The sequence below is a fragment of the Phyllobacterium sp. LjRoot231 genome (genome assembly GCF_964253365.1).
GTDB lineage: Bacteria > Pseudomonadota > Alphaproteobacteria > Rhizobiales > Rhizobiaceae > Phyllobacterium.
This window is the reverse complement of the sequence record NZ_CAXUQT020000001.1, coordinates 1,025,581-1,049,545: the sequence shown is the minus strand read 5'-3', so window position 1 is coordinate 1,049,545 and position 23,965 is coordinate 1,025,581. Positions and strand designations below refer to the sequence as shown.

The 23,965-nt window shown below is 55.0% G+C and carries 24 protein-coding genes; 14 read left to right on the top strand and 10 right to left on the bottom strand.

Annotated elements, in window-relative coordinates:
• Nucleotides 1-2 precede the first annotated feature (2 nt).
• Complete coding sequence (locus ACSQ3H_RS05025) at nt 3-1,448, top strand: Y-family DNA polymerase (RefSeq protein WP_436119351.1); 1,446 nt, start codon at nt 3-5, stop codon at nt 1,446-1,448.
• Entirely contained in the window at nt 1,448-4,696 is a 3,249-nt protein-coding gene (locus ACSQ3H_RS05020) for an error-prone DNA polymerase (protein WP_436116036.1), read from the top strand. Before ACSQ3H_RS05025 ends, ACSQ3H_RS05020 begins: the two co-directional genes overlap by 1 nt.
• 4 nt (nt 4,697-4,700) lie before the next feature.
• On the opposite strand, the gene ACSQ3H_RS05015 is transcribed toward ACSQ3H_RS05020, so the two are convergent.
• The 3 genes from ACSQ3H_RS05015 to ACSQ3H_RS05005 form a co-directional block, all read right to left on the bottom strand.
• Nucleotides 4,701-4,943 (bottom strand): DUF768 domain-containing protein, encoded by a 243-nt coding sequence (locus tag ACSQ3H_RS05015; RefSeq protein ID WP_436116035.1) that lies wholly within the window; start codon nt 4,941-4,943, stop codon nt 4,701-4,703.
• Nucleotides 4,944-5,018: 75 nt separating this feature from the next.
• Nucleotides 5,019-5,825 carry a transglutaminase-like domain-containing protein gene (locus ACSQ3H_RS05010; protein WP_436116034.1) on the bottom strand — a complete coding sequence of 269 codons (807 nt, stop codon included), beginning with the start codon at nt 5,823-5,825 and terminating at the stop codon, nt 5,019-5,021.
• Nucleotides 5,826-6,003: 178 nt separating this feature from the next.
• Complete coding sequence (locus tag ACSQ3H_RS05005) at nt 6,004-7,962, bottom strand: AI-2E family transporter (RefSeq protein WP_436116033.1); 1,959 nt, start codon at nt 7,960-7,962, stop codon at nt 6,004-6,006.
• A 182-nt stretch (nt 7,963-8,144) separates the two neighbouring features.
• Between ACSQ3H_RS05005 and ACSQ3H_RS05000 the strand changes: the two genes are divergently transcribed.
• The 3 genes from ACSQ3H_RS05000 to ACSQ3H_RS04990 all read left to right on the top strand — a co-directional run bounded on the left by ACSQ3H_RS05000 (nt 8,145) and on the right by ACSQ3H_RS04990 (nt 9,373).
• Nucleotides 8,145-8,303: a DUF3309 family protein gene (locus ACSQ3H_RS05000; RefSeq protein ID WP_436116032.1), complete on the top strand. Its 159-nt coding sequence runs from the start codon at nt 8,145-8,147 to the stop codon at nt 8,301-8,303.
• A gap of 256 nt (nt 8,304-8,559) precedes the next feature.
• Complete coding sequence (locus tag ACSQ3H_RS04995; protein ID WP_436116031.1) at nt 8,560-8,898, top strand: DUF883 family protein; 339 nt, start codon at nt 8,560-8,562, stop codon at nt 8,896-8,898.
• 1 nt (nt 8,899) lies between these two features.
• Complete coding sequence (locus ACSQ3H_RS04990) at nt 8,900-9,373, top strand: hypothetical protein (RefSeq protein WP_436116030.1); 474 nt, start codon at nt 8,900-8,902, stop codon at nt 9,371-9,373.
• Here ACSQ3H_RS04990 and ACSQ3H_RS04985 read toward each other — a convergent pair.
• Nucleotides 9,350-10,882 (bottom strand): HWE histidine kinase domain-containing protein, encoded by a 1,533-nt coding sequence (locus ACSQ3H_RS04985; RefSeq protein ID WP_436116029.1) that lies wholly within the window; start codon nt 10,880-10,882, stop codon nt 9,350-9,352. The two genes, ACSQ3H_RS04990 and ACSQ3H_RS04985, sit on opposite strands and share 24 nt — an antisense overlap.
• A 139-nt stretch (nt 10,883-11,021) precedes the next feature.
• Between ACSQ3H_RS04985 and ACSQ3H_RS04980 the strand changes: the two genes are divergently transcribed.
• Complete coding sequence (locus ACSQ3H_RS04980; protein WP_436116028.1) at nt 11,022-11,243, top strand: hypothetical protein; 222 nt, start codon at nt 11,022-11,024, stop codon at nt 11,241-11,243.
• An 8-nt stretch (nt 11,244-11,251) separates the two neighbouring features.
• On the opposite strand, the gene ACSQ3H_RS04975 is transcribed toward ACSQ3H_RS04980, so the two are convergent.
• Nucleotides 11,252-12,640, bottom strand: coding sequence for a sensor histidine kinase (locus tag ACSQ3H_RS04975; RefSeq protein ID WP_436116027.1), 1,389 nt, complete (start codon nt 12,638-12,640; stop codon nt 11,252-11,254).
• A 53-nt stretch (nt 12,641-12,693) separates the two neighbouring features.
• Nucleotides 12,694-13,449: a Crp/Fnr family transcriptional regulator gene (locus ACSQ3H_RS04970; RefSeq protein WP_436119350.1), complete on the bottom strand. Its 756-nt coding sequence runs from the start codon at nt 13,447-13,449 to the stop codon at nt 12,694-12,696.
• A 143-nt stretch (nt 13,450-13,592) separates the two neighbouring features.
• Here ACSQ3H_RS04970 and ACSQ3H_RS04965 point away from each other — a divergent pair, with 143 nt between their 5' ends.
• The gene (locus tag ACSQ3H_RS04965) at nt 13,593-13,952 is read left to right on the top strand and encodes a hypothetical protein (RefSeq protein ID WP_436116026.1); all 360 of its coding nucleotides are present in this window, start codon (nt 13,593-13,595) and stop codon (nt 13,950-13,952) included.
• A 20-nt stretch (nt 13,953-13,972) separates the two neighbouring features.
• On the opposite strand, the gene ACSQ3H_RS04960 is transcribed toward ACSQ3H_RS04965, so the two are convergent.
• Complete coding sequence (locus ACSQ3H_RS04960; protein ID WP_436116025.1) at nt 13,973-14,524, bottom strand: RNA polymerase sigma factor; 552 nt, start codon at nt 14,522-14,524, stop codon at nt 13,973-13,975.
• A gap of 11 nt (nt 14,525-14,535) precedes the next feature.
• Nucleotides 14,536-14,739 (bottom strand): NepR family anti-sigma factor, encoded by a 204-nt coding sequence (locus ACSQ3H_RS04955; protein ID WP_112532194.1) that lies wholly within the window; start codon nt 14,737-14,739, stop codon nt 14,536-14,538.
• A gap of 183 nt (nt 14,740-14,922) precedes the next feature.
• Here ACSQ3H_RS04955 and ACSQ3H_RS04950 point away from each other — a divergent pair, with 183 nt between their 5' ends.
• From ACSQ3H_RS04950 to ACSQ3H_RS04940, 3 genes are all read left to right on the top strand, one after another.
• Entirely contained in the window at nt 14,923-15,717 is a 795-nt protein-coding gene (locus ACSQ3H_RS04950) for a response regulator (RefSeq protein WP_436116024.1), read from the top strand.
• Nucleotides 15,718-15,793: 76 nt separating this feature from the next.
• Nucleotides 15,794-15,958, top strand: coding sequence for a DUF1328 domain-containing protein (locus ACSQ3H_RS04945; protein ID WP_027231091.1), 165 nt, complete (start codon nt 15,794-15,796; stop codon nt 15,956-15,958).
• A 153-nt stretch (nt 15,959-16,111) separates the two neighbouring features.
• Nucleotides 16,112-17,578, top strand: coding sequence for a glycosyltransferase family 39 protein (locus ACSQ3H_RS04940; protein WP_436116023.1), 1,467 nt, complete (start codon nt 16,112-16,114; stop codon nt 17,576-17,578).
• Here ACSQ3H_RS04940 and ACSQ3H_RS04935 read toward each other — a convergent pair.
• Complete coding sequence (locus ACSQ3H_RS04935; RefSeq protein ID WP_436116022.1) at nt 17,520-18,239, bottom strand: glycosyltransferase family 2 protein; 720 nt, start codon at nt 18,237-18,239, stop codon at nt 17,520-17,522. The genes ACSQ3H_RS04940 and ACSQ3H_RS04935 overlap by 59 nt on opposite strands.
• Nucleotides 18,240-18,549: 310 nt before the next feature.
• On the opposite strand from ACSQ3H_RS04935, the gene ACSQ3H_RS04930 reads away from it, so the two are divergent.
• The 4 genes from ACSQ3H_RS04930 (at nt 18,550) to ACSQ3H_RS04915 (ending at nt 23,053) form a co-directional block, all read left to right on the top strand.
• Nucleotides 18,550-19,953: a murein hydrolase activator EnvC family protein gene (locus ACSQ3H_RS04930; RefSeq protein ID WP_436116021.1), complete on the top strand. Its 1,404-nt coding sequence runs from the start codon at nt 18,550-18,552 to the stop codon at nt 19,951-19,953.
• The gene (locus ACSQ3H_RS04925) at nt 19,943-21,268 is read left to right on the top strand and encodes a S41 family peptidase (RefSeq protein ID WP_436116020.1); all 1,326 of its coding nucleotides are present in this window, start codon (nt 19,943-19,945) and stop codon (nt 21,266-21,268) included. The genes ACSQ3H_RS04930 and ACSQ3H_RS04925 overlap by 11 nt, the downstream gene beginning before the upstream one ends.
• 99 nt (nt 21,269-21,367) lie before the next feature.
• Complete coding sequence (locus ACSQ3H_RS04920) at nt 21,368-22,504, top strand: divergent polysaccharide deacetylase family protein (RefSeq protein WP_436116019.1); 1,137 nt, start codon at nt 21,368-21,370, stop codon at nt 22,502-22,504.
• Between the two features lie 24 nt (nt 22,505-22,528).
• A complete protein-coding gene (locus tag ACSQ3H_RS04915; RefSeq protein ID WP_436116018.1) occupies nt 22,529-23,053 on the top strand; it encodes an RNA pyrophosphohydrolase in 525 nt (174 codons plus the stop codon).
• 26 nt (nt 23,054-23,079) lie between these two features.
• On the opposite strand, the gene ACSQ3H_RS04910 is transcribed toward ACSQ3H_RS04915, so the two are convergent.
• Nucleotides 23,080-23,946, bottom strand: coding sequence for an alpha/beta fold hydrolase (locus ACSQ3H_RS04910; RefSeq protein WP_436116017.1), 867 nt, complete (start codon nt 23,944-23,946; stop codon nt 23,080-23,082).
• Nucleotides 23,947-23,965: the final 19 nt, after the last annotated feature.

Sequence of the window (23,965 nt, the reverse complement as noted above, 5' to 3'; positions counted from 1 at the left end):
TCGTGGTGGACAGACTTGCCAATGCCCTGCGGCTGACGGCTGTCGATGAAAAGGCAGCCAAGGCAGGTCTCTATAAAGGCATGGCCCTGACCGATGCACGCGCGCAATTTGAAAAGCTGGATATCGCTTTCGCCTCGCCGCGCAAGGATGCCGCACTTCTCGAAAAGCTTGCCGACTGGAGCGACCGCTATACCCCGCTTGTCGCGCTTGACGAGCCGCACGGTCTCATTCTCGACCTGACCGGCTGCATTCATCTTTTTGGCGATGAAACCTATCTTATCGAAGATATCCATAAACGCCTTCACCAGCATGGCATGATCGTCCGCAGCGCTATTGCAACTAACCCCGCTGCAGCACGTGCCCTTGCCAGACATTCGCCCGGTGGAATTGTCAGCCAGAATGACGAGTCGCGCAGATTATACGCCTTGCCGCTTCATAGTCTCGATATCGAAGAAACCCATCTTGCTGGCCTTAAGCGAGCCGGTTTGCGCACCGTCGGCGATATCGATGTCTTGCCCCGAGCGGCACTCACGGCGCGCTTCGGCACAAATCTTGTGAACCGTCTCGACGCACTGTTCGGGCGTCAGGACGAACCTATCTCTCCTCGCCGCATCGTTCCGGTTTGCATGGTCGAGCGGCGTATGGCTGAACCGCTCATCGCCATGGAATCCGTTGAGCACGTACTCCTTTCCTTGAGCGACGAACTCTTCCGAAGCCTGCAAGAAAGGGTTGAAGGTGCGCGAGAGGTCGAAACGAGTTTCTTCCGAGCCGACGGCGATGTGCGTCGTATCAGCATTCAGACCGGGCGGCCTGTCACTGAGACGAAGACTCTCTTCCGATTGCTGAAGGAGCGGCTTTCCACACTCGGTGATCCGCTCGATACCGGCTATGGTTTTGATATCATCCGGCTTGCCGCAGTTCGCGTGGAGCGAAGCCAGGCAATACAAAAAAGCCTCGACAACCGCGCCCAGGAAACAGAAGAAATCAACACGCTTGTCGACCGGCTTTCCATCCGTCTTGGCAGTTCCCGCGTCCTGTGCCCGGTTCCTGTCGACACACACATTCCGGAGCGCGCCGTTTTGCTTGAACCTGCAGTCAAGGCAAAACAGGATACACCGGTTGAATGGTCGCCGGGACCGCATCCCGGCAATCCTCCGGAGCGACCGATTCGGCTGTTTCAGCCACCCGAGCGGATTGATGCCACATTTGAAGTCCCTGACGCCGCCCCAGCACGATTTGTCTGGCGCCGGGTACAGCATATTATCACCTTGGCAGAGGGACCGGAACGTATCGCCCCCGAGTGGTGGCGCGAACATGCCGGCGCGCTGACGCGGGATTATTACCGCCTCGAAGACAATAGAGGCCGTCGTTTTTGGGTGTTTCGTGAAGGCTTGTATGAGCGTGGCGATCCCACACCGCGTTGGTTTTTGCACGGGATCTTTGCCTGATGCGACTTTACACGGAACTTGCCGTCACCAGCAATTTTTCATTCCTTGAAGGCGCCTCGCAACCGCATGAACTGGTGCAGGCTGCAGCCATACTCGGGCTTGATGGTATGGGCATCGCTGACCGCAACACACTGGCAGGCGTGGTGCGCGCCTATAAGGCTCACAATGAACTCAAGGAAAAAGCAGGAATACGCCTGAACCTTTTCATTGGGTGCAGGCTGGTCTTTATCGACGGCACTCCGGATCTGCTTGTCTATCCACGCGACCGCACCGCCTATGGTCAGCTCTGTCGTCTTTTGAGCGAAGGCAAGGATAGGGCGAAAATCAAGGGTGAGTGCCATCTGATGTTCGAGGACTTCTTCTTTCGCGCAAAGGACTTTCAGATTGCGGTTATGCCCCCCATCCGTCCAGATAAAAAACTCAACTTCTTCCTGAAAGATATTTCGATGGCAGCGCCGGGCTCAGTCTGGCTTGGTCTTGCCATGCCGCATCAGGGTGCAGACCGGCGGCATGGTGAGAAGTTGGCGCGCATTGCAGGCGATGCAAATATCCCGCTGCTGGCGATCAATGATGTACTCTATCACGCCGCTGCCCGGCGCCCGCTACAGGACGTACTGACCTGCATCCGCGAACATGTCACCATCGATACGGCCGGGCGCAGGCTGGAAAAGAATGCGGAACGGCATTTGAAATCGCCGGATGAAATGCAGCGAATTTTCCGGCATTTCCCGGCGACGCTTCAGGAAACGCAGCGTTTCGTTGAGCCGATCGGCTTTTCCCTCGATCAGCTGAAGTATGACTATCCTGACGAACCTGTGCCTCCCGGTAAGACCCCACAACAACATCTGATTGATGAGACCTGGAAAGGTGCGGCAAAGCGCTATCCCGATGGCATTCCCGACAAAGTTCGTGAGCTTGTGGAAAAGGAGCTGGCCCTGATCGGAAAACTGAATTATGCGCCTTATTTTCTGACGGTCTATGATATCGTCACCTATGCCCGCTCGCAGAATATTCTGTGTCAGGGACGCGGGTCGTCCGCCAATTCCGCAGTCTGCTATTGCCTCGCCATCACCGCCGTCGACCCGGTCAAAATCAATCTGCTGTTCGAGCGGTTTCTCTCGGCGGAACGCAAGGAGCCGCCTGATATCGATGTCGATTTCGAACATGAGCGGCGCGAAGAGGTGATGCAATGGGTTTATAAACGTTACGGCCGCGATCGTGCGGCCATAGTCGCTACCGTCATCAGCTATCGTCCGCGAAGCGCCATCCGCGATGTCGGTAAAGCTTTGGGACTGACCGAAGATGTAACCGCAGCTCTTGCCAATATGGTCTGGGGCAGCTGGGGCACGACGGTTGAAAAGAACGAAGTGCGGCAAGCCGGACTGGATCCCGACAATATAATGATACGCCGTGCTGTCAGGCTGGCGACCGAATTGATCGGTTTTCCGCGCCATCTTTCCCAGCATGTCGGCGGATTTGTCCTGACACAGAAACGGCTAGATGAGACCGTTCCCATCGGGCCTGCAGCCATGGCAGATCGTACTTTCATAGAATGGGATAAGGATGACATCGACGAACTCAACATTATGAAGGTCGATGTGCTGTCGCTGGGGATGCTGACCTGCATCCGCAAAGCGTTCGACCTCATTCATCTGCATGGTGGCAACCGCTACGAGCTGGCCACCATCGAACAGGACGATCCAAAAGTTTACGACATGCTTTGCAATGCCGATTCCCTTGGTGTGTTCCAGGTGGAAAGCCGCGCCCAGATGAATATGCTGCCACGCCTGCGCCCAAGAACCTTCTATGATCTGGTGATCGAAGTCGCCATTGTCCGCCCTGGTCCAATTCAAGGCGATATGGTGCATCCCTATCTGCGCCGCCGAAATGGAATAGAGAAAGTCCATTATCCATCCCCTTCTCCGGAGAAGGGCGACAAGGATGAATTGCGCAACGTTCTTGAAAAAACCCTCGGCGTTCCTCTGTTTCAGGAACAGGCGATGCGAATAGCAATCGAGGCGGCGAAATTCAGCCCCGACGAAGCCAATAAATTGCGCCGTTCCATGGCCACATTCCGCAATGTCGGTACGATCAGTGAAATGGAAGGGAAAATGGTGGAAGGCATGGTTCGCCGCGGTTATGAGCGGAGCTTTGCCGAAAACTGCTTCAACCAGATCAAGGGGTTTGGTGAATATGGTTTCCCGGAAAGCCATGCGGCAAGTTTTGCCATCCTCGTCTATATTTCCTCCTGGATCAAATGCCATCACCCAGCAGCTTTCGCAGCCGCCCTGTTGAATTCGCAGCCTATGGGCTTCTACGCCCCCGCTCAGATCATCCGCGATGCACGCGAACATGGCGTCGAAGTGCGGCCTGTCGATATCAATTTCAGTGAATGGGACAACACGCTGGAACGAATTGATCCTAAAACCCTCGCCTTGCGACTGGGTTTTCGACAAGTCGAAGGCTTTTCGAAAGCCTGGGCGGACGAAGTCTGCGCAAGACGCGAGCGCCATTATAGTGACATCGAAGAGCTGCGCCGCCTGACACGGCTGGAAAGACGGGCCTTTGTGCTCCTTGCAGATGCCGATGCGTTTCGCTCGCTTGAAATTGACCGCCGCGAAGCACTCTGGGCGGTCCGTCGCTTCCCCGACAATGAAACCCTGCCACTATTCCAGGCCGCTGAAACGAATGAACTGGCAAGGGAAGCCGAAACCAGGCTGCCGCAAATGAAAATGTCCGAGCATGTGATTGCCGATTATGAATCGACACGTCTCTCGCTCAAGGGCCATCCGATGCAATTCCTTCGTGAGATGTTCATCGCGGAGAATGTTTCGACCTGCAAGCAGGCAAACGGCCTGGGCAACAATAGGCGTGTCAAGCTCGCCGGAGTAATCACCGTCCGCCAAAGGCCCGGCAGTGCCAAGGGCGTTGTCTTCATGACTATTGAAGATGAGACTGGCATCGCCAATATCGTTGTCTGGCAAAAACTGTTGGAGAAATATCGCAAGGAAGTCATGGGATCGCGCCTGATTCTGATCGAAGGTATGGTTCAGAGCGCAGATAATGTCGTTCACATTGTTGCCAGGAAATTATTTGATCGAACAGGCGATCTCTACCGTCTCTCCGAGCAACGAACTACCTTGCCTGTGTCCCATAGTGACGAAGTGATCCATCCTGTTCCGGATCAACCGCGGGCCAGTCATCCACGCAAGGTGCGTATTCTGCCGAAATCGAGGGATTTTCACTGAACGTTCAAGCCTGCTTACTCTCCTTGGCCAGCGCCGCCCTGTCTATTGCCGTAATCATGCAGATTTCCAGATCACCCAGACCATCCTTGATCTCGGATACCGAAATACCGGCAGCTTCCGCATCGGCAGCACATTTTGCAGCAAGTTGCTTTGGCCGACGATCATGATGTGCCATATCCGCCGGTTTGTTGGCATCGACATTCGTGTCGATCCAGTTATTAACGAAATCGATCGCTCTTTGGCTCATACATTTTCCTCCTTGGCATTGCCAATGTCTCCCGACAAACTGCCGGAAGCGCAGAAGGTTGCGAAAAACACGCGGTCAAACAGCCTCGTCGGCCCAAACCTTGAACCTCGTCAGAACATTAGGCCCGAATATATTCGTCAGAGGCACATCCGCCGCATCGCGCCCATGCGCCACCTTGATCCGGCCTATACGGGGCTGATTGTTACGTGGATCAAAAGTATACCATTGCCCGCCGAGGTAAACCTCCATCCACGCACAAAAGTCCATTTCCGCGTGCGGTAAGGGTATGCCGATATCGGTAATATATCCAGTGCAATAGCGCGTCGGAATATTCAGACAGCGCGAAAAGGCAACTGCGAGATGCGTGAAATCACGGCACACGCCGCGGCCTTCAAAATATCCCGTGGACGCCGTGCGCGTAGGGTTCGAATGCTCGTAGCCAAACACAATGTGGTTGTGCACAAAATCGCACACGGCCTGAACACGTTGCCAGCCTTCCGGTATGTGGCCAAATAGGCGCCATGCTTCCTCGCTCAACAAATCGGTTTCGCAATAGCGGCTGCCCATAAGATAGACCAGCGTTTCATCCGGAAGATCCTGTACCCGATGCTGAACAGCATCGAAAACCACAGGGTCTGGCATGCCACTGTCGCGCACGATAGCATTTGTCGAGCAAAAAAATGTGCCCGGCGCAGCGAGAATACGATTGCACCAGTTGCCGAACTGGTCGTGATACCCCTCGACACTGGCACCGAAGGTGGTCTGGAATGTCTCGATGCCTTCAAGATCGGCAAACCGTGAATGATGCACGTTCAAAATGGCAATCAGAGGCGTTTCCTGCGTAAATTCGAATGTCAGTTCACACCCCACATTAATCCTCATCGGCAGTTCCTTTTAAAAGCTGAAAGTCTGATTTCGATATAAAAAGACAGCACGACAGACTATCGCACAAAAAGCAACCGGCCCGAGAACGGACCGGCTGAATTCGTCAGCGTCAAAAGGCGATCATGCCGTGCGCCGCAAAAAACCACTCGTCAAAAATGCAAGATCGGCGGTTTTCTCATGCACAAACCTGCTCGATCGCCGCTTCGATCGACGATGCAAAAAAACAGTTGCGCGTTGATCCGACGATCTTCTCACCATCAACGTCGTCAGCATTTTCGGCCCAGAATCCGATAATAATCTTTATGCGCGCGTTCCGCCGTCTTATGCGGCGAACGAGATAGCGTGCGTGAGCGACCGAAGACGTGTTGAGATAGCTGATGTAGATGGCGCCAACGCCCGTAAGATCAAGCTTCCCTATATTGACCGCCTCAAGCTCTTCGTGAGAAATATCGCGAACATAAAAATCCTTGCGTTCAAGAAGATCACCAAGAACAACCGCTGCGGCATCGTCAAGGTCGCCGCGTCCGCCTGCGGACACCATGGCTCTGGGCTTTTCGGTTTTCGACTTCTTGTCATCAGACTGAGCCTTCTTAACCTCGGCTTCCTCCTCTTCTTCGTCCTCAACATCATGGTATTCAGACAGGTTTTCAACAAGGAGGATCATGCTTTGCGCCACACGGCTGCGCCTCGGCTCGTCAAGCACACCCCGGCCTCTGTCGTGTTCGGCGAGCAGTAGCGCCGGAATAGCAACTGAAGCGTAATAGTCCATGATGGTCGCTGATTGCAGATATTCCTCCGCTTTTTCTGTTGCTTCATCCGGATCGCCAGACAACAGCCGTTGATATAGCTGTTGCGGTGGAAGGAGCACCGGCTCATTGCCGAGGAGAACATCGAGAAACTCGAACTTCGGCACATGTCTGCCAAGAACGACAAGGCACACAGTAAGCGGTGTCGAAAGGATCAATCCGATCGGACCCCAGATCCAGGTCCAGACAATGGCGGCCATCAGGATAGCAACCGGAGACAGTCCGGTTTTGGAACCATAGAGCAGCGGCTCCATAATGTTGCTGCTGATAAGTTCTAGCACGATGAACAGAGCAGCCGTCCAGAAAAGCACCATCCAACCCGGATCGACAGCCAGCGACAGGATAAGCGGAAAGGCAGCTGCAATGATCGGCCCGATATAGGGCACAAAACGTAGAACGATCGCCAGCATGCCCCACAGCATCGGATTGGGAATACCGATGAACCATAGCCCGATTCCGATTGGTACGCCGAAGCTGATATTGATGATCAGCTGCATGAGCAAATATTGGCCGACGCGTTTACCGGCATCATGCAGGGCTGTCGTCGTTCGATGAATATCGCTCGCTCCCACTAGCTTGATGAAGCGATCGCGTAAATCTTCACGCCGCATCAGCATGAAAATGACCACCACGATGACAATGCCAATTGTCGCCAGGGGCTGGATCAACGGCCCGGCAAAGGTCTGGAGCAAACTCAATGGATCTGGGGGTGGGTTGCGGATTTCCACCGGCACGGGCTTGTTAGGATCTTGCCCGTGTAGGGGCGGCGTGGGCTCCGGTGGCGCGACATTCTGGGGAGGTTGACGCGCCGGGTATGATTTGGCCGCAGCCCCATCGCCGGTAGCGAAGCGTTCGACCTCATCCGAGCGGCCTATCTCGTCGCTAAGGCGCTTGAACACGCGCGCGCCACGATCAAAAATACTATTACCAGACTGCGCATCCTTGATCGCGCGAATCTTCGTTTCAATGTTGTACTGATAGCTTGGCAGGTTCTGCGCCAGCACCGTGAGCTGGCTCGCGATAATGCTGACGAACACGAAGATCACAAGAAACGCCGTTATGACTACACTGAATACGGCAACGCCTTTCGGCACACCTGAACGGTGCAGGCCGGTGACCAATGGTGACAGCGCAAAGGTCAAAAGCAACGCCAGCGCCAATGGAACGAAAATGACTCGGGCAAAATAAAGCGCTGCGACAATGGCTATCGCAACAATGACTGGTGGAAACTGATTTGCCGCATTCCCCGAAACAGGCGAGTGGATCGATCGTTGGGTTACCCGTTCGACGGCACGCGGCGACGCCCCTCCGACCTCTTCAGAGGGCATGAAAACCCACCGTCATGACATCCATAAAATCCCATCTCCGTTGAAACCCTCGACAGGAACGAAGTCGGCTCAATTTGGTTGCATTCGTGCCTCTGGGCCGTGCTTCGGGCTTATCCCTCGGGAACCAAATCCTATTTCGTGTGTTTTCCGACTGTAAGGTTTCCCAGGAGAAGGAGGAAAGAATGTCACTGACGACAATTCTCATCATCATTCTCATTTTGGCGCTTATTGGAGTATTTCCAACTTGGCCGCATGCAAGAAATTGGGGCTACGGTCCCTCCGGACTCGTCGGAATAGTCTTGGTCGTTCTGTTGATTTTGCTTCTGATGGGAAGAATTTAACCCGGCTATTAGTACCCAGTTTCGGACGATCACCCTGGAGACAGCAGAAGAAAAGGAGTTTTAAAAATGTTACGTGGTGTTTTGCTTTGGCTCATTGGGCCGCCACTTCCGATCATCCTCATTCTGTGGTTCATGGGCTACCTGTCATAAGGTTGGAAATGGAAGGCCACTGGCAGACCTGCAGCGGCCTTCCTTGGAACAAATACTGATGACCGACGTTTCCTGACATCCAGCTGTTTTTTCAAGGAGTTTTTCCATGGCCACGGTTTCTTCCAAAGTTCGCAAAGGAGTCGATGACGCGACCGACAGCAATCCTGATTTGCAAGCGCAGGTTGCGGCGCTGAAGGAAGACATTGCGAATATTGCAGCGACCCTAGCCAAGATAGGAAAGAACTCCGCCAAGGACGCCACGCGCAGCGCAGCAAGTACTTACGAAACCGCAAAAGTTCGAAGCGAGGAAACGTTCGAGGACCTGCGCCTACAAGCACGTGAACTCGAAGACCAGCTTACCGAAACTGTTCGTGAAAATCCGCTGACCACGATTGCCGTCGCCGCCGGCGTCGGTTTCCTTCTTGCCCTGATCGCCCGCCGCTGACATGTTAAAACTACTGACCCCACTTTTGACCAGCGTCGCCGCCGGTGAAGTTGGTCTCGCGATAAACCGAGTAAAGCGCAACGCCGTCTTCTTGGGCGTTATCGCTGCGCTGGCAACTATCGGCCTGATTTTCCTGCTTGTCGCTGCCTATATCGCCCTTGCCGAACGCTACGGTGAAATGCATGCTTCGCTGACCCTCGCAGGGAGCGCGTTCGGCTTGGCTCTAATTGCCTATATAATTATGAAGATTGTCGAACGGGCTGCACGAAAGCGTCAGAGCGAGCGTGCAAAGGTTGACACATCCGCTCTTCTCACAATAGCAGCTCTTGCCGCAGCGCCAGTTGTTCTGCGATCCCGCGCGCTCATGATGCTGGCAGTTCCTATCGTCGCCTTCGGCGGTCTTTCGCTTCTGACAAAAACAAAGCCGAAGAGAAGGTCTCCTAAAGACACCTCATCCATTGGCAAGGATATTTGAGTGATCGCGGATTGGCATGGAAATCAAAGCCTCAAGGCCGGTTTCGGGATAACTCAATCTGACGCTGCTCGACAGAACCTTATCCAGGCTACGCTCGATCAATCTTTCGCCAAGCCCTCGCGCTTCCGGCGGTAGCACTCTCGGACCATTGGATTCGACCCAGTGGATGATGACGCGGGATTCGTCCAAGCCCGGCTCGATCTGCCATGTCACCCGTACGCGGCCACCGGCGACAGAAAGCGCGCCGTGCCGGGCAGCATTGGTCGCAAGTTCATGCAGCGCAATGCCCAGTCCGAGGGCGTGGTCCGGCGGCAGCACCATATCCTCGCCCGCTAGCTCGATCTGTCGAGGATCGAAGATCGCATAAGGTTCGACCTGTTTTGCAACCAGATCGACGAGGCTGATACCGCTCCATTCCCGATCGGAAAGCAATGTGTGGGCTTCTGAAATGGCCCGAAGACGCCCTGAAAACGCCTCCATGAACTCGGCTGGATCGGAGGTGCGATTGAGCGTCTGCCGCGCCAGAGATTGCAGCATCGCCAAGGTGTTCTTTACACGGTGGTTTAGCTCGCGTAGCAGGAGTCGAGTCTTTTCGGCAGCATTCTTCGTATCCGTAATATCGATATTGACACCAACCGCGACCACAGGCTTCCCTTGCGCATCCCGCTCAAAAATACGGCCGCGTCCGAGAAGCCATTGACCGGATGACGCAGCGCGGAATTCTCCGACGTAGTCCTGATTGTTGACGAGCGCGCGCGTAAAGGCTGATTTCATCATCGGAAAATCGTCGGGGTGCATTGCCCGGAAGACGTCTTCGCCGCTGACGGGCTGATCGGGACTAAGGCCAAGCATGGAATAGGCCATCCTGTTACCACTGAACTTACCCGTGCGCAGATCCCAGACCCAGCTGCCGACATTGCCGACCTCCAGTGCCATGGAATTGCGATCTTCATCCCGATGCAGCTTCGCCACGGCGTCGGTCCCCGTACGGGATTCACGTTTGAGCGTAATCAACGAACCCGCAAGTCTTGCCAGATGCATGAGTTGCTCCTGCTGAGCCGGAGCGAATTCCGTTCGCGACTCGTTAGAGACGACACTGAGGGCTCCGATACACTCGTCCGAGACGCAGATCGGCGCGACGGCTATGAACCGGATGTTCGGCGTATGGGTGACCGCATCGATTTCGGAATAGCGGACATCCTCGGCAGCGTTGAGAACGACCAGGCAATTCTTGTCGGGCGAGGCCAGTGAACTCGCTTCGATGGCCCAGATATTAACCAGCCCAAGTCGGCCTGCACGAGACAAGACACGGCTTTGTTTCTCATCGACCAGCGAGATTTGCGCGCCGCCGCTGTTGGACATGGACAATGCAAGTTCCGCCAGACCATGGAGATCCTTGTCATGCTCTCGAATTTCAAGCGTCTTTAAACTCGAAAGAACATCACGACGCGACGAACCCGATAGAAATTCCAACGTGTTTTCTGAAATGTTTCCTGATTTCATATCCATATGATGCCTCACAAAGAGTCACCCTTACCAATACCATCGAAACAGCTCCCCTCAGGAACGCAACCCTTTGTGCTTTGTTCCTTACCGGGAACATTTAACCGGCAGCTTCGTTTCTGTTGGGCCATCAAAGGAGGCCGAAATGCTTGAAGCGAACGACATTCTTTCTGACGAAGGCCTGAGCAGGGCCCAGAAGATTGCCAAGCTGGAAGAACTGTTGAGCGAGGCTCGGGGACTGCAGCGAGCGGCTACGGAAGGCGGCATGGATCCCGACGACGGCGTGACACGGAATTTACGCGACATCGAATTGGCTCTTGATCAGTTGAACGCCGCAAAACCAGAAACAGGCGCAGCAACGCTCTGACGAAGCGATCATTCATCGTTTTCGGCGGACTCCTCCGGCTGCACCTCCGTGAGGCCTGGCAATGCCACCGTCACTGAGGTGCCCCCGCCGGGATTGACTGAATAGACGACGGACCCGTCAAACTGCTGGCAAAGCTGATCGACGATGAGCGAACCGAGTCCCGAGGAGCGTCTGTTCAACTTCTTCTGCATGCCGACGCCTGTATCGGCAATCTCCAGTCTTAGGACTTCATCTTCACCACGCGCGAGATCGATTCTTATCTCTCCTGATTTTTTACCCGGAAATGCGTGTTTTATGGCATTCATCGTCAACTCGCCGATGATTATCCCAAGCGTCGTTGCATCCCGGGAGCTTAAATTTATTGGCGTAAGCTTTGCAACAATCCCGATATCCCTGTCATGCGCAGTCGACTCCTTGATGTCAGCTATGACGTCCGGCAGATATTCGTCAGCGCGGACAGTTTCATGGTCCTTTCCAAGCCGCAGACGCCTGTGGGCGGAGGATATGGTCTGAATTCTGTCTCGTGCAGCTCCGAGTGCGGCACGTATTTCCTCCGACGATACGTCGCGCATCTGGATTCCGAGTAGCGACGAGACCGTTGCAAGCGAATTTCCGATGCGATGGTCGGAATCCTGCAGCAGTGTTTCCACACGCGCGCGCTCCCGCGTTGCTATGAGCATGGCCCTTTCAAGTTCCGCCGTCCGGTTCTGCACCATGCTTTCCAGTATCGTTTTTTCTGAAAGAAGCAATGATTGTCCCTCGGTCAGCTTGCGTACATAACGCCTGGTGCGGTTCGCAAGAACGACTGCCAAAACCAGAGCACCACCAAGGGAGGAGAGCGCAGCTATGGTTAGCCAGCTTCTCATTCGGTCCACAGCAATGTTTCGCTCGATCAGCCTTCGATCTTCTTCCCCCAGGAAGCTATCTACTGTCTTGTTGATTTCATCGAGTTGACCGACGCCGAAATTTGGTCCGAGGGATGCAAGAGCTTCCGTATTCATGCCCGCAAGCGCCAGGGAAATCGCCGCATCCACGTTTCTCTGTTTTTCTTTCGCCAGATCGCGGATTCGAGTCGCCGTAGCCTGCTGCCGTGGATTTCCCTTAGTCATTTCCGCAAGCGTGTTGAGGCTCTCGTCGAGCCGGGCGGTTGCGTTCCGGTAGAGAGCGAGCAGCGGGGCACTATGGGTCAGAATGAACCCGCGCTGGCTGCTGTGAGCCTCGTTCATCAGCGACAGCGAACTATACGCCTGTTCGCGTACTTTATAGGTGGCCAGGACATCGTCGATCTGATTGTTGACGCTACGCGCAAGGATAATCGTGGAACCCGCCGAGCCAATGATCAGAGCGAGCGAAAGTACGATCGCCAAGCCCCTTAGCGGTCTCTGTGAAAAGCTCATGACTATTCTGCGCCACCACAACAAACAGTGTGCCCTCCATTGCCTGGAATATCCTAGATATATGGTCGGAGCGTACCCGGCAAACCCTGCCATCCCGACATGTCCAAGAGCACGTCTTCATCAAGAATCTCGCATCCGCGATCAAGCCAACGGAGGGCGTTACGAGCTGCTAGCTTTTTCAACGTCTTATTGGTGTGAACAATCGAAAGGCCGAGCGTATCGGCTACATGCTGTTGCGTCAGCGGCACGGTCAGCTTGTCATTTTTGACCATCCCGACCGATTTGGCACGCTGGAACACGAAAGCAAAAAGATAGGCTGCCCTCTCCAAAGCCGTACGCCGCCCCACGCTCAGCAGGATTTCGTCGAGCATTTGTTCCTCGCGTGAAGCGATCCAGGTTATATCATAAGCGAGTTCAGGATAGTTGCGGAACAGGTTCGAGAGTTTATCGCGCTGAAATACGCAAAGTATCATCGGCGACAGTGCCTCGATCGAATGTTGCATCTCTCGCATCACCGATCCCTGCAGACCAATCAGGTCACCTGGAAGAACATAGTTCAGAATCTGCCGGCGACCATCTTCCAGTGTCTTGTAACGGAAGCCCCAGCCCGAGAGCACCGTAAAGAGGTGCGCACTATTGGCGCCTTCCACAAGGACAGTCGTACCGGCATCGGCAACCAGCTCGCCCGTCTTGAAATCCGAGAGAAACGATATTTCCTCTCTGTTATGCCGTTGGAAATGCGGAAACTCCCGCAATGGACATTCGTCACAGGGATACCGCCGGGCAGCTGAAGCCTTCGTGGTTTTCATCATGGCCGTTCAGTTGATGGTCACGTGACAAGTTATCATGCCACCTGCGAATTGCTTAACATTTCTTCGCAATCGATATGTCTTAGTTAAATGACATTGCGATACCGCCCTGTGCATAAGAAGTTCCCACAGGAGCAGCTTTAATGGAATTGAAAGGCATGCGACTTCTGGTCCTCGAAGATGAATATCTGATTGGACTGGAGCTGGAGCGCATCGCGGAAGAGTGCGAAGCACAATCTGTCGATCTGGTCTCAACGGTTGATGAATTAGTTGCCTGGATCGACAGCGAGGCCGAATGCGACATTGCAATCATCGAGGTTCAGGCACACGGCATTTCTTCTTTGCGGGCAGCTTCCCGATTGCAGTTGCGCGGCGTGCCAGTTGTTTTCACCACTGCTTATGATGTGGAAACAGGCGGCATAGATGGCTTTGCCGGCGTTCCGGTTGTCGGCAAACCTTATGGGAAGAATCAGATTGTCAAAGCAGTAGCTGCAGCGAGATAGCCATTCAAAGAAGTGGGTCCTCAGGCGAACTTGTTTGACGTGACTTGCGTTGCAATCGAATCAGGGCCGTAGTCTACCTCCCCCTGAACATCGAGCAATTCCTGCAGACGTGTTCTGGCGCGGCTCACGCGGCTTTTGATCGTTCCGACTGCACACTCGCAGATCTCGGCGGCTTCCTCGTAAGAAAAACCCGACGCACCGACAAGGATGATCGCTTCACGCTGATCGTCGGGGAGCTTTTCGAGTGCCTTGCGAAAATCCTGCAAGTCCAGCGAGCCATATTGTGCCGGATGAACGGACAACTGTTCGGTGAAAATTCCGTCGGAATCCTGAACCTCACGCCCGCGCTTGCGCATCTGGCTGTAGAATTCGTTGCGCAAGATCGTAAACAGCCAAGCCTTGATATTGGTGCCGGGTTCGAACGAATCCTGCTTGGCCCACGCCTTCATGATAGTATCCTGCACAAGGTCATCCGCTCTGTCCGGATTGCCGATCAACGACACTGCGAACGCCCGCAGTTTGGGCAGCGCAGCAATCAAATCTCTCTTGAAATCGGCAGATTCATGTACCATTCAACAGCCTGCTATTTGGATGATTGCGTGTGATTGCGTTCAGCCTCATCAAGCTTTTCAAGAAGATCAAGAAAACGAGCCGGAATTTCCTCCTCCTGCACAGATGCGTAAAGTGCGCGTAACTTTAAACCAATTTCTGTCTCGGCGTTCTTTATATCGCGGCGGCGAACCCGCACCTTCTCAGGAGCGTCAATAGAATTCTTTTTGGCGTTCATTGTTTGATCTTTGCTGGTGGTTCGTCGCTGTAGTATCAATAGGGCCTATGTCCAGGGCACATTAATGACGACAATTCCTGACAAAAGGGAAAGTTCCGTTGCAGGGAACTTTTTTTTTGTGAAAGTGTTTCAGGTAACCCGCTGCCGCTGCAATACCCCACCTGAAACAGGGAACTCATCATAATGTCATTATCCACCCGGATAGCTCCACATCTGCCTTATCTTCGCCGTTTCGCTCGCGCCATCACCGGCTCGCAATCTTCCGGCGATGCCTATGTCGCGGCGACACTTGAAATTCTGATCACTGATGTTTCTCTTTTCCCAGAAGCAGGATCCGATCGTGCGAGCCTCTACAAGCTGCTGATCAAACATTTCAACTCCGTCAATGTTCGCCCTCTCGAACTGAAATCCGAGTTCGGCTGGGAACGACACGCGGCGGCCAACCTTACTGCGATCGCACCGAGAGCCCGTCAGGCTTTCTTGCTGATCAGCCTGGAAGGTTTCAGCCAAGCCGAGACGATGGAAATTCTCGATGTCACAGACGGCGAACTTTACGGGCTGCTGGATGAAGCATCCGTCGGCATTTCGAAACAGATCGCTACCGACATTCTGATTATTGAGGACGAACCGCTGATCGCCATGGATATTGAGCACATGGTCGAGAGTCTCGGGCACCGTGTCGTTGGCATTGCTCGCACCCGCGACGAGGCGCTCAAGATTTATTCCGCCACTCATCCGAGCATGATTCTGGCAGATATCCAGCTTGCGGACGGAAGCTCAGGCATCGACGCGGTGAACAATATTCTCAGCCAGGACGCGGTCCCAGTCATCTTCATCACTGCCTTCCCTGAAAGGTTACTGACAGGCGAACGTCCAGAGCCGACATTCCTCGTCACCAAGCCATTCAATCCCGATATGGTCAAGGCGTTAATCACCCAGGCTCTCTTCTTCAAAGAGAGCAGCAAGGCCAAGGCATAGAGCGCGTTGCCCATCTGCGCTCGGGAACAAAACGGCCTCTGGCTCGTTTGAATCCGACAAGACAGGGAGATGATAAATGCTTTATTATGCTGTAATTTTTCTGATCATAGCACTTGTTGCGGGCGCGTTGGGATTTGGTGGTATTGCTGGTGCCTCGGCGGGTATCGCCCAGATCATTTTCTACGTGTTCCTGGCACTGTTGCTGATCTCACTAATCGCCAGCATCATACGCCGGGCATAACCGCAGCAAGTCACAAAAAACCGCCGGTCTTGTACCGGCGGTTTTTTGTATCCGTAAAGCTGCCCGCTTGGGATTGCGGCAAACTGTGCTTTTGTAGTAGGTCACCCTGCAAAGAAAGCGTTGGGGGCAAGGGTGTTCTGGCGAAGTTTCAGCATGGCCTCACTGGATGGCCCAGCGATCAATTGGTCAAACCTCGCCCGCCTGGCGCCGCGTGCAATCGTTCTCTACATTCTTGTCATTCTGGTACTGCGTCTCCTTCTCTCGCGCTTCATGGAAATTGACGAGGCGCAATTCGTTGGCGAGGTTGCTTTCGCATGGAACTATGGAAACTCGCATCCGCCCATGTACAACTGGTTGGTGCGGCTGGCGCTCGAACTGACTGGCTGGAACTGGGTCCCCGCCGTTGCTCTGGTACGACTTTCCTTGCTTGGGCTCTATCATTGGCTTACTTTCGATACGGCGCGGCGATTAGGTGGTGACCGCGCGGGTGTTTTGGCCTTGGCCACATCGGCACTTCTGCCACAGATTGTCTGGATGTCCATCCAGACCACAGCACACACTATTCTCGTTATTTCCGCAGCGATTGGTATTGTCCATTCCTTTGCCCTGTTGCACGAGGGTAAGGGTACTCGTGCCTATGTCTGGTTTGGCATCTGGGCTGCAATCGGGGCGCTGGCCAAGTACAATTTTTTCATTTTCCTGATCAGCTTCCTCATCGCCGCCGCGATGACACCAACCATTCGCCGTCAATTGTTTCAGCGGCAGATCTGGATCTCGATTGCAATTTTCGTTGCCGCTTTTACACCTGTCGTCGTCGCCTCCCTTAATGCACCCCCGGCGGCGACCGCCGGCAGAATGTACAAGCTTGCCCAAGCGATCGGCTATCTGGAATCATTCGATCTTCCGCGTGTAGGGCTCGACGGGCTCGCCAGCCTCCTGATTTCAACCTTCCTGTGGGCTGGCCCTGCCCTTATCTTCTTCCGTATTGGTCAGATTCGAGATCATCCACGCCCCGTGCCGGATGGCGACGCGGATGTCCGCAAGCTTCTGCTTCGCACAATACTGATTGGCCTTGCCGCTTTCGCGGTGCTGGTTTTCGTTGCCGATTATCATTCCGTCGCAGAGCGATATATGGCCCCGATCCTGGCACCGACTGCGATCCTCTTGGCGCTCTACCTGCCGCAGGTGCTCGGCGCACGCAACCTGCTGGTCATCTCGGGTGCCATGTACATCCTTGCCCCGCTCGCGGTCACAATGATTGCCCTGTTCGGTACCGCCCGATTCAATTTTCCCTTCGACAGCATCGCCGACGCCATCCGCGCCCAGAACCCTACGCCCGCGAGGATCACCTCCAACCGCCAGGATGATGCAGGCAATGTGGCAGCCCTGCTGCGTTGGCCGCCTGAACGGGGCGAGGCCTCAGATATCGTGCTTGTCTGGCAGGGCGATGACCAGCCCGGCGAGGGTGCGCTAGCGCGATTACCGACCGACGCGCAGCCAATCGGACCGGTAACACGTGTTACGGCGCGAGTTAGAAACTTCAATGGGGAAATGCGAACCTTCAGCTTCCAGCGCTATTCATCTCGATTACCGATACCGGATCAGAATAGCGGCGGATAAGCCAGAAGACGCCAACCGTATCGAGAAACGCCACCGCAGCGCGATCAAAAAAACCATATTTTGATACGCCGGCCAGTCTTGGACGATCCTCGACGTCCACCTCGATCACTGGCAAACCCGCCCGTCGCGACAAAGCCGGGATGAACCGGTGCATATTGTCGAAATAGGGTAGACTTTGCGCCAGCACAGCCGGAAGAACCTTGAAACCGCACCCTGCGTCTCGGCAATCGTCCTTCAGCAGCCGTTTGCGAACAAAATTGGCGGATCTTGAAGTCAACAGTTTGACGATACCGTCATTACGCCGTTTCCTCACACCCGCGAAAAGCGCCGGGGACGCGCTTTCAAGGCGGGGCCACAATCGCGCAATATCCATCGGGTCGTTCTGACCATCGCCATCCAGAGTCGCAATCCACCGCCCTTGCGCTGCTTTAAAGCCGCTGATCAAAGCTCGCGATTTACCAGTGCGTTTTTTGTGGCGCAGCACACGGGTATGGTCGCCGGCCGTAGCCGCCTCCTCTGCCGATCCATCTGCCGATCCATCGTCTATCACAATGATTTCATAGGATGGGCCGGACAAGAGGGCTGTATTGATTTCCCTCACCAGGTTTCCGATGTTGCCGGACTCGTTGTAGCAAGGAATTACGATTGTCAAATCGGTCATACTGAGAACCATTGTGAAGCGGATGCACCACATCCGGATGCCCAAGATTGCTGATTGAGGGGATAATTTACGGATGCAGATATCAGCTAAATATATACATGTTGGAGCGAATTCCATCCCCCTGTACAAGTATCGGCGGTAAGGGCGTGCTCTGAGGTATTTCGACGTGGTGATTGTGATGCCGCAATTCCGCCACGCCGATCGATACTAAATCAACCGGCTTTCGACACGGCTGGTTTATGGTTAATACTTCATTAATCGAAGTCTCCCTAAAGTCGGGATCAAACCATATCTCTATTCCGGTCCGGCAATGAAATTTGAGGTACCAAAGGCAATCCTGGATATAGGCAAACGCACATTTTCATATGTCGTTGTCCTACCTCTGACCTTTGCCGGTATTTTGGCAGTTCAACCGCGGATTCAAGCCCAGGAAACACCTCCACCTTCAGTTCAGCAACCGGCCCAGGAACCGTTGGATGCCCAGGAACCGTTGGATGCAAAGCGTGCCAGGACCGCCAAGGAACTTGAGGATCTGACCGGGCAGATATCGCTGTCCTCAGACCGTGTTACGGCGCTGGATAACGAAATCTCGACATTGAAAAAAGATCAGACCACGATAACAGCCGCGCTAATCCAATCGGCCAAGACCGAGAAGAAGCTGAGTGAGGATATAACCGGTTTCAGCGACAAGCTGGTCGATCTGCGCGAGCGGGAAGACAGCATAAAGACATCTCTGAAAGCTCGGCGCGGTGCGCTCGCCGAAGTGCTGGCGGCCCTGCAGCGCATGGGTCTTAATCCCCCACCGGCGATCCTCGTTCGCCCCGACGATGCCCTCGCCTCCGTGCGAAGCGCTGTCCTTCTTGGCGCTGTTGTCCCCGAAATGCGTCAGCAGACGGAAGTCTTGATCGCCGATCTCAAGGATTTGACGCGTGTCAAAACCTCGATTGCCGAGGAACAGAGCCGTTTGACCGCCGCGCTTTCCGGGCAAGCGGAGGAGAAGAAACGCCTCGACCTGCTTCTTGCTGAGAAGCAAAAAATGCAGACCACCTCTGAAGAAACGCGTCTCGCCGAGCAACAGCGTGCCGAGGACCTTGCCAGGCGCGCCACGTCGCTGCGTGATCTCATTGCCTCCATGGAAAAAGACATGCAGGAGGTCAAGAAGGCCGCCGATGAGGCGAGCGCGCTGGAACAGCAGAAGATCGCTGCAAGCCAGCAACGGGCCGATGATTTCGCCTCCAACCAAAGCCGTCTCTCGGCGCAAGTGAATTTTGCGTCGCTGAAAGGCCATCTTTCCATGCCAGCAGCGGGCAAGCTGGTGAAACATTTCGGTGATGAGGATGGAGTGGGCGGCGTTGTTCAGGGCGACACGCTCGAGACCGCTGCAGGCGCCACAATTACTTCACCGGCAGACGCCATAGTCCTTTATGCCGGCGCATTCAGGTCGTATGGTCAACTCTTGATACTTGACGCGGGCAATGGATATCATGTTGTCTTGGCGGGAATGAATAAAATCAACGTCTCCCAGAACCAGTTTGTGCTGGCTGGGGAACCGGTCGGTGTGATGAACAAGCAACTTATTGCGAGTACCGCACCTGTTCCGATGGGAAATGGAGCTCCAATGCTTTACATTGAGTTCCGAAAGGATACAAAACCTGTTAATCCCGCTCCCTGGTGGGCGGAAAGGCTTGCTGGAAGGACCGCAAATGATACGTAGGCTAACGCTTCTCATGGCCGGAGCCCTCATGGGTGCAACGGCAATGGTCGTTGTACAGGGAGCTCTGCCGACAACCGCCGCAGAAGCCGCGGGCACCGACACCTATAAACAGCTATCAATTTTTGGTGATATTTTCGAGCGCGTCCGCGCCCAGTATGTCACCCCGCCGGATGACAAGAAGTTGGTCGAAAGCGCCATCAACGGCATGCTGACCTCGCTCGATCCGCATTCATCCTACATGAATGCCGAACAGGCCCAGGACATGCGTGTCCAGACCAAGGGTGAATTTGGCGGCCTCGGCATCGAAGTCACCATGGAAAACGAGCTGGTAAAGGTCATTGCTCCGATCGAGGATACGCCAGCCTCTAAGGCCGGTGTTCTGGCCGGCGACTATATTTCGCAGATCGACGGAACTGAAGTACGCGGCATGACCCTTACCGATGCCGTCGACAAGATGCGCGGTGAGGTCAATACGCCGATCGAACTGACACTCATCCGTCAGGGTGCCGACAAGCCGATCAAGCTCACCATCGTCCGCGACGTGGTCAAGGTCAAAGCTGTCCGCTCCCGCGTTGACAATGATGTTGGTTATGTCCGCGTTATCTCTTTCACTGAACAGACCTTCGAAGATCTGCAGAAGGCGATCAAGGATATCCAGAGCAAGGTTCCAGACGACAAGCTCAAGGGCTTTGTCCTTGATCTCCGCTTGAACCCCGGTGGTCTGCTCGACCAGGCCGTCGCCGTGTCGGATGCCTTCCTCGACAAGGGCGAAGTTGTCTCGACACGCGGTCGCGATCCGCAGGACATCACCCGCTTCGACGCAAGGCCCGGCGATCTGACCAACGGCAAGCCGCTCATCGTCCTGATCAATGGCGGTTCGGCAAGTGCTTCGGAAATCGTCGCAGGTGCGCTGCAGGATCATCGCCGTGGAACGATCCTCGGAACACGCTCTTTCGGCAAGGGTTCGGTGCAGACGATCATTCCGCTCGGTGAAAATGGCGCGTTGCGTCTGACTACAGCGCTGTATTATACGCCCGCTGGCAAATCCATCCAGGGCAAGGGTATTGTACCGGACATCGCTGTTGACCAGCCTCTCCCGGCCGAGCTCCAGGGCAAAGCTGAACCAATGAGTGAATCCAGCCTGAAGGGTCACATCAAGGGCGTGCAGGAAGACGCCGAAGGTTCTGGTTCAATCGCCTATGTACCACCGGATCCAAAGGACGACCTGCAGCTTATCCAGGCGCTGAAGCTTCTGCGCGGCGAGCAGGCCAATGCAGCCTTCCCGGCCGACCCCAAGAAGGGCGTGCCTAACTGATATGAAAATGGGGACCGGGCTTTTCTTCTATAGTCTGGTCCCCATGGCTCGTTTCTCCAGCCATAATGCTTTCCCTGATATCCTCTGCGGCCAAAACGCGTGAACTCCGATCTCAACCGGCCGCTGGGGCAAAACAGCAAACGGCCAGTCTCAAAATCTGACAAGAAAACAGTAACACGCTGGCTGGTTCCATCGGCTGCGGTTGTCTGCGTTCTGGGGCTCGCCTCGCTCGTCACGTACACCAGCCATCAAGGATTCCGAAGGCCCGAACCGGAGGCGCCAAAGCCGCAAATTGCGGAAGCAGCGCCAAGTGTAAAGCCGCCAACCCCTCTACGTGACGACAAGAGCCAGCCCGGCAATATCGTCACGGCCCCCGAAGGTGGCCCCAAGATCATCGTCGTCGGTGATCCTATGAAACGCTCGCAGGACCCGCGCACCGCTCATATTCCTGAACCCGACATGCTGGAGCAAAGCCCGCAAGGGCCACTCCCAGTCATCGCGCCCGATGGCCGGCGTCCGCTCGATATCTATGCCCGGCTGTGGTCAGGCGCGCGCGGCGCTCGCGTCGCCATTGTCATCGGAGGACTAGGCCTGTCGCAAACCGGTTCGCAGCAGGCAATCCAGACTTTGCCACCTGAAGTGACGCTGGCCTTCTCTCCGGAGGGAAATAGTCTTCTCCGCTGGATGCAGGCAGCGCGCCAGGATGGCCATGAAATCCTGATGCAGATACCGCTGGAGCCGTACGACTACCCGCGGGTCAATCCGGGCCGCAACACGCTGACCGTCGAGGCATCGCCAGCAGCGATACTGGAGAATCTGCATCGAGCCATGGGCCGCATCAGCAACTATACAGGCGTCATGAATTATATGGGCGCGCGTTTCACTGCCGAGCCGGCGGCCATGACGCCGGTCATTCAAGACATCGCCAAGCGGGGGTTGCTTTATCTGGACGACGGCACCTCCGCACGCAGCAAGGCCGATAGCATTGCCGCGCAGCAAGGTGCTCCATTTGCTGCGTCCGACGTGTTGATCGACGCTTCCCAGGATCGCGGCACGATTCTGAAAAAACTTGACGAACTGGAGCGCATCGCTCGCGCCAAGGGTACCGCCATCGCCACAGGCTCGGCCTTCGATGTTACGGTGGAAGCCGTCACTTCTTGGGCCAACGAGGCAAAGGCGCGCGGTATAGAGATCGTCCCTGTGTCCGCCCTTGTCCGCGATCCGGAAAAAGGTTAGCAACCGCCGGCCTGGAGCATTTGCATGAGCAAGAACAAGAAACCTGTCGATCCTGAATCCCTGCCCTACCGCCCCTGCGTTGGCATCATGGTGCTGAACAAGCAGGGACTTGTCTGGGCCGGGCACCGCATCGTCATTGCCAATGACGAAATGGACGGCGCAACCCAGCTCTGGCAGATGCCGCAGGGCGGCATCGATCTGGGGGAAGACCCGGAGCCGGCAGCGCTGCGTGAACTCTATGAGGAGACCGGTATGAAATCCGTATCTCTCCTCGCAGAAGCACCCAACTGGATCAATTACGATCTGCCTCATCACCTCGTTGGCGTTGCGCTGAAAGGCAAGTATCGCGGTCAGACGCAGAAATGGTTCGCCTACCGTTTCGAGGGCAATGAAAACGAAATCGCGATCAACCCGCCGCCCGGCGGGCACACCGCTGAATTCGACCAATGGGCATGGAAACCGATGGCTCAATTGCCCGACCTCATCGTTCCATTCAAGCGCAGGGTCTACGAAGAGGTCGTCGCAGCGTTCAGGCATTTAGTGGATTAGATTACTCTCGGACCTCCTACTGGACCTTATCGATTCTCGCATATCCTTTTACTCGTTGTATGCCCGATCAATGCTTGGAGCATTGTGTTCCAGTCCTCCGGATGCAGTTCATGACCGCCTCCTTCAATCTCGACTAGCTTCGCCTCAGGCACGATCTTGATGAATTCGCGCCCATGTTCGACGGGAAAGATGGGATCAGACGTGCCGTGGATAACGAGGAGCGGTGCTTGAAGGCGAGTGAGCTGACCCTTCCATTGATCTCCGCTGGAAAGCAGGAAATGATTGGTTGCGCTTTCGAAACGCCGCGCCCGGTCATAGTCAGTTACGATAAGTTCTCGCGCACGTTGCTCATCAAACGGATGTCTTGTACCAGAAATCGCGCGGGCGTCAGCAACCATGAACTCAATCACCTGCGTGCGATCCGACCAATCGAGGTCAGCGGCCCTGGCTGAATGCTCTATGTAGGCGGCAGTCATTCCGGGTAAATGAGTGGTGTCGACGCCGACTGGCGACGTGCTCATCAGTGTCAGTGTTCGGCACCGATGCGGATATTTCAATGCCACAAGTTGAGCGATCATGCCTCCCATGGACATGCCAACAATATTAGCCGCGGAAATGCCGTAGCCATCAAGCACGCGAACCGCATCGTCCGCCATGTCGTCGAAGCTGTATTGAGGTTTGCCAACCGGATAGTTTGTCGAAAGCCCGGTATCGCGATTGTCATAGCGGATCACATAGTGGCCTTGCTTTGCAAGTTGCTGACAGAATTGTTCCGGCCACCACAGCATCGAGGCCATAGCGCCCATGATCAGCAGGATTGCCGGGTCATGCCGATTGCCGAATGCTTCACTTGCCAGATCGACCTCATCTGCCTTGACTAGTCTCGTTTGCATGCCGCCACCTTGACACAGC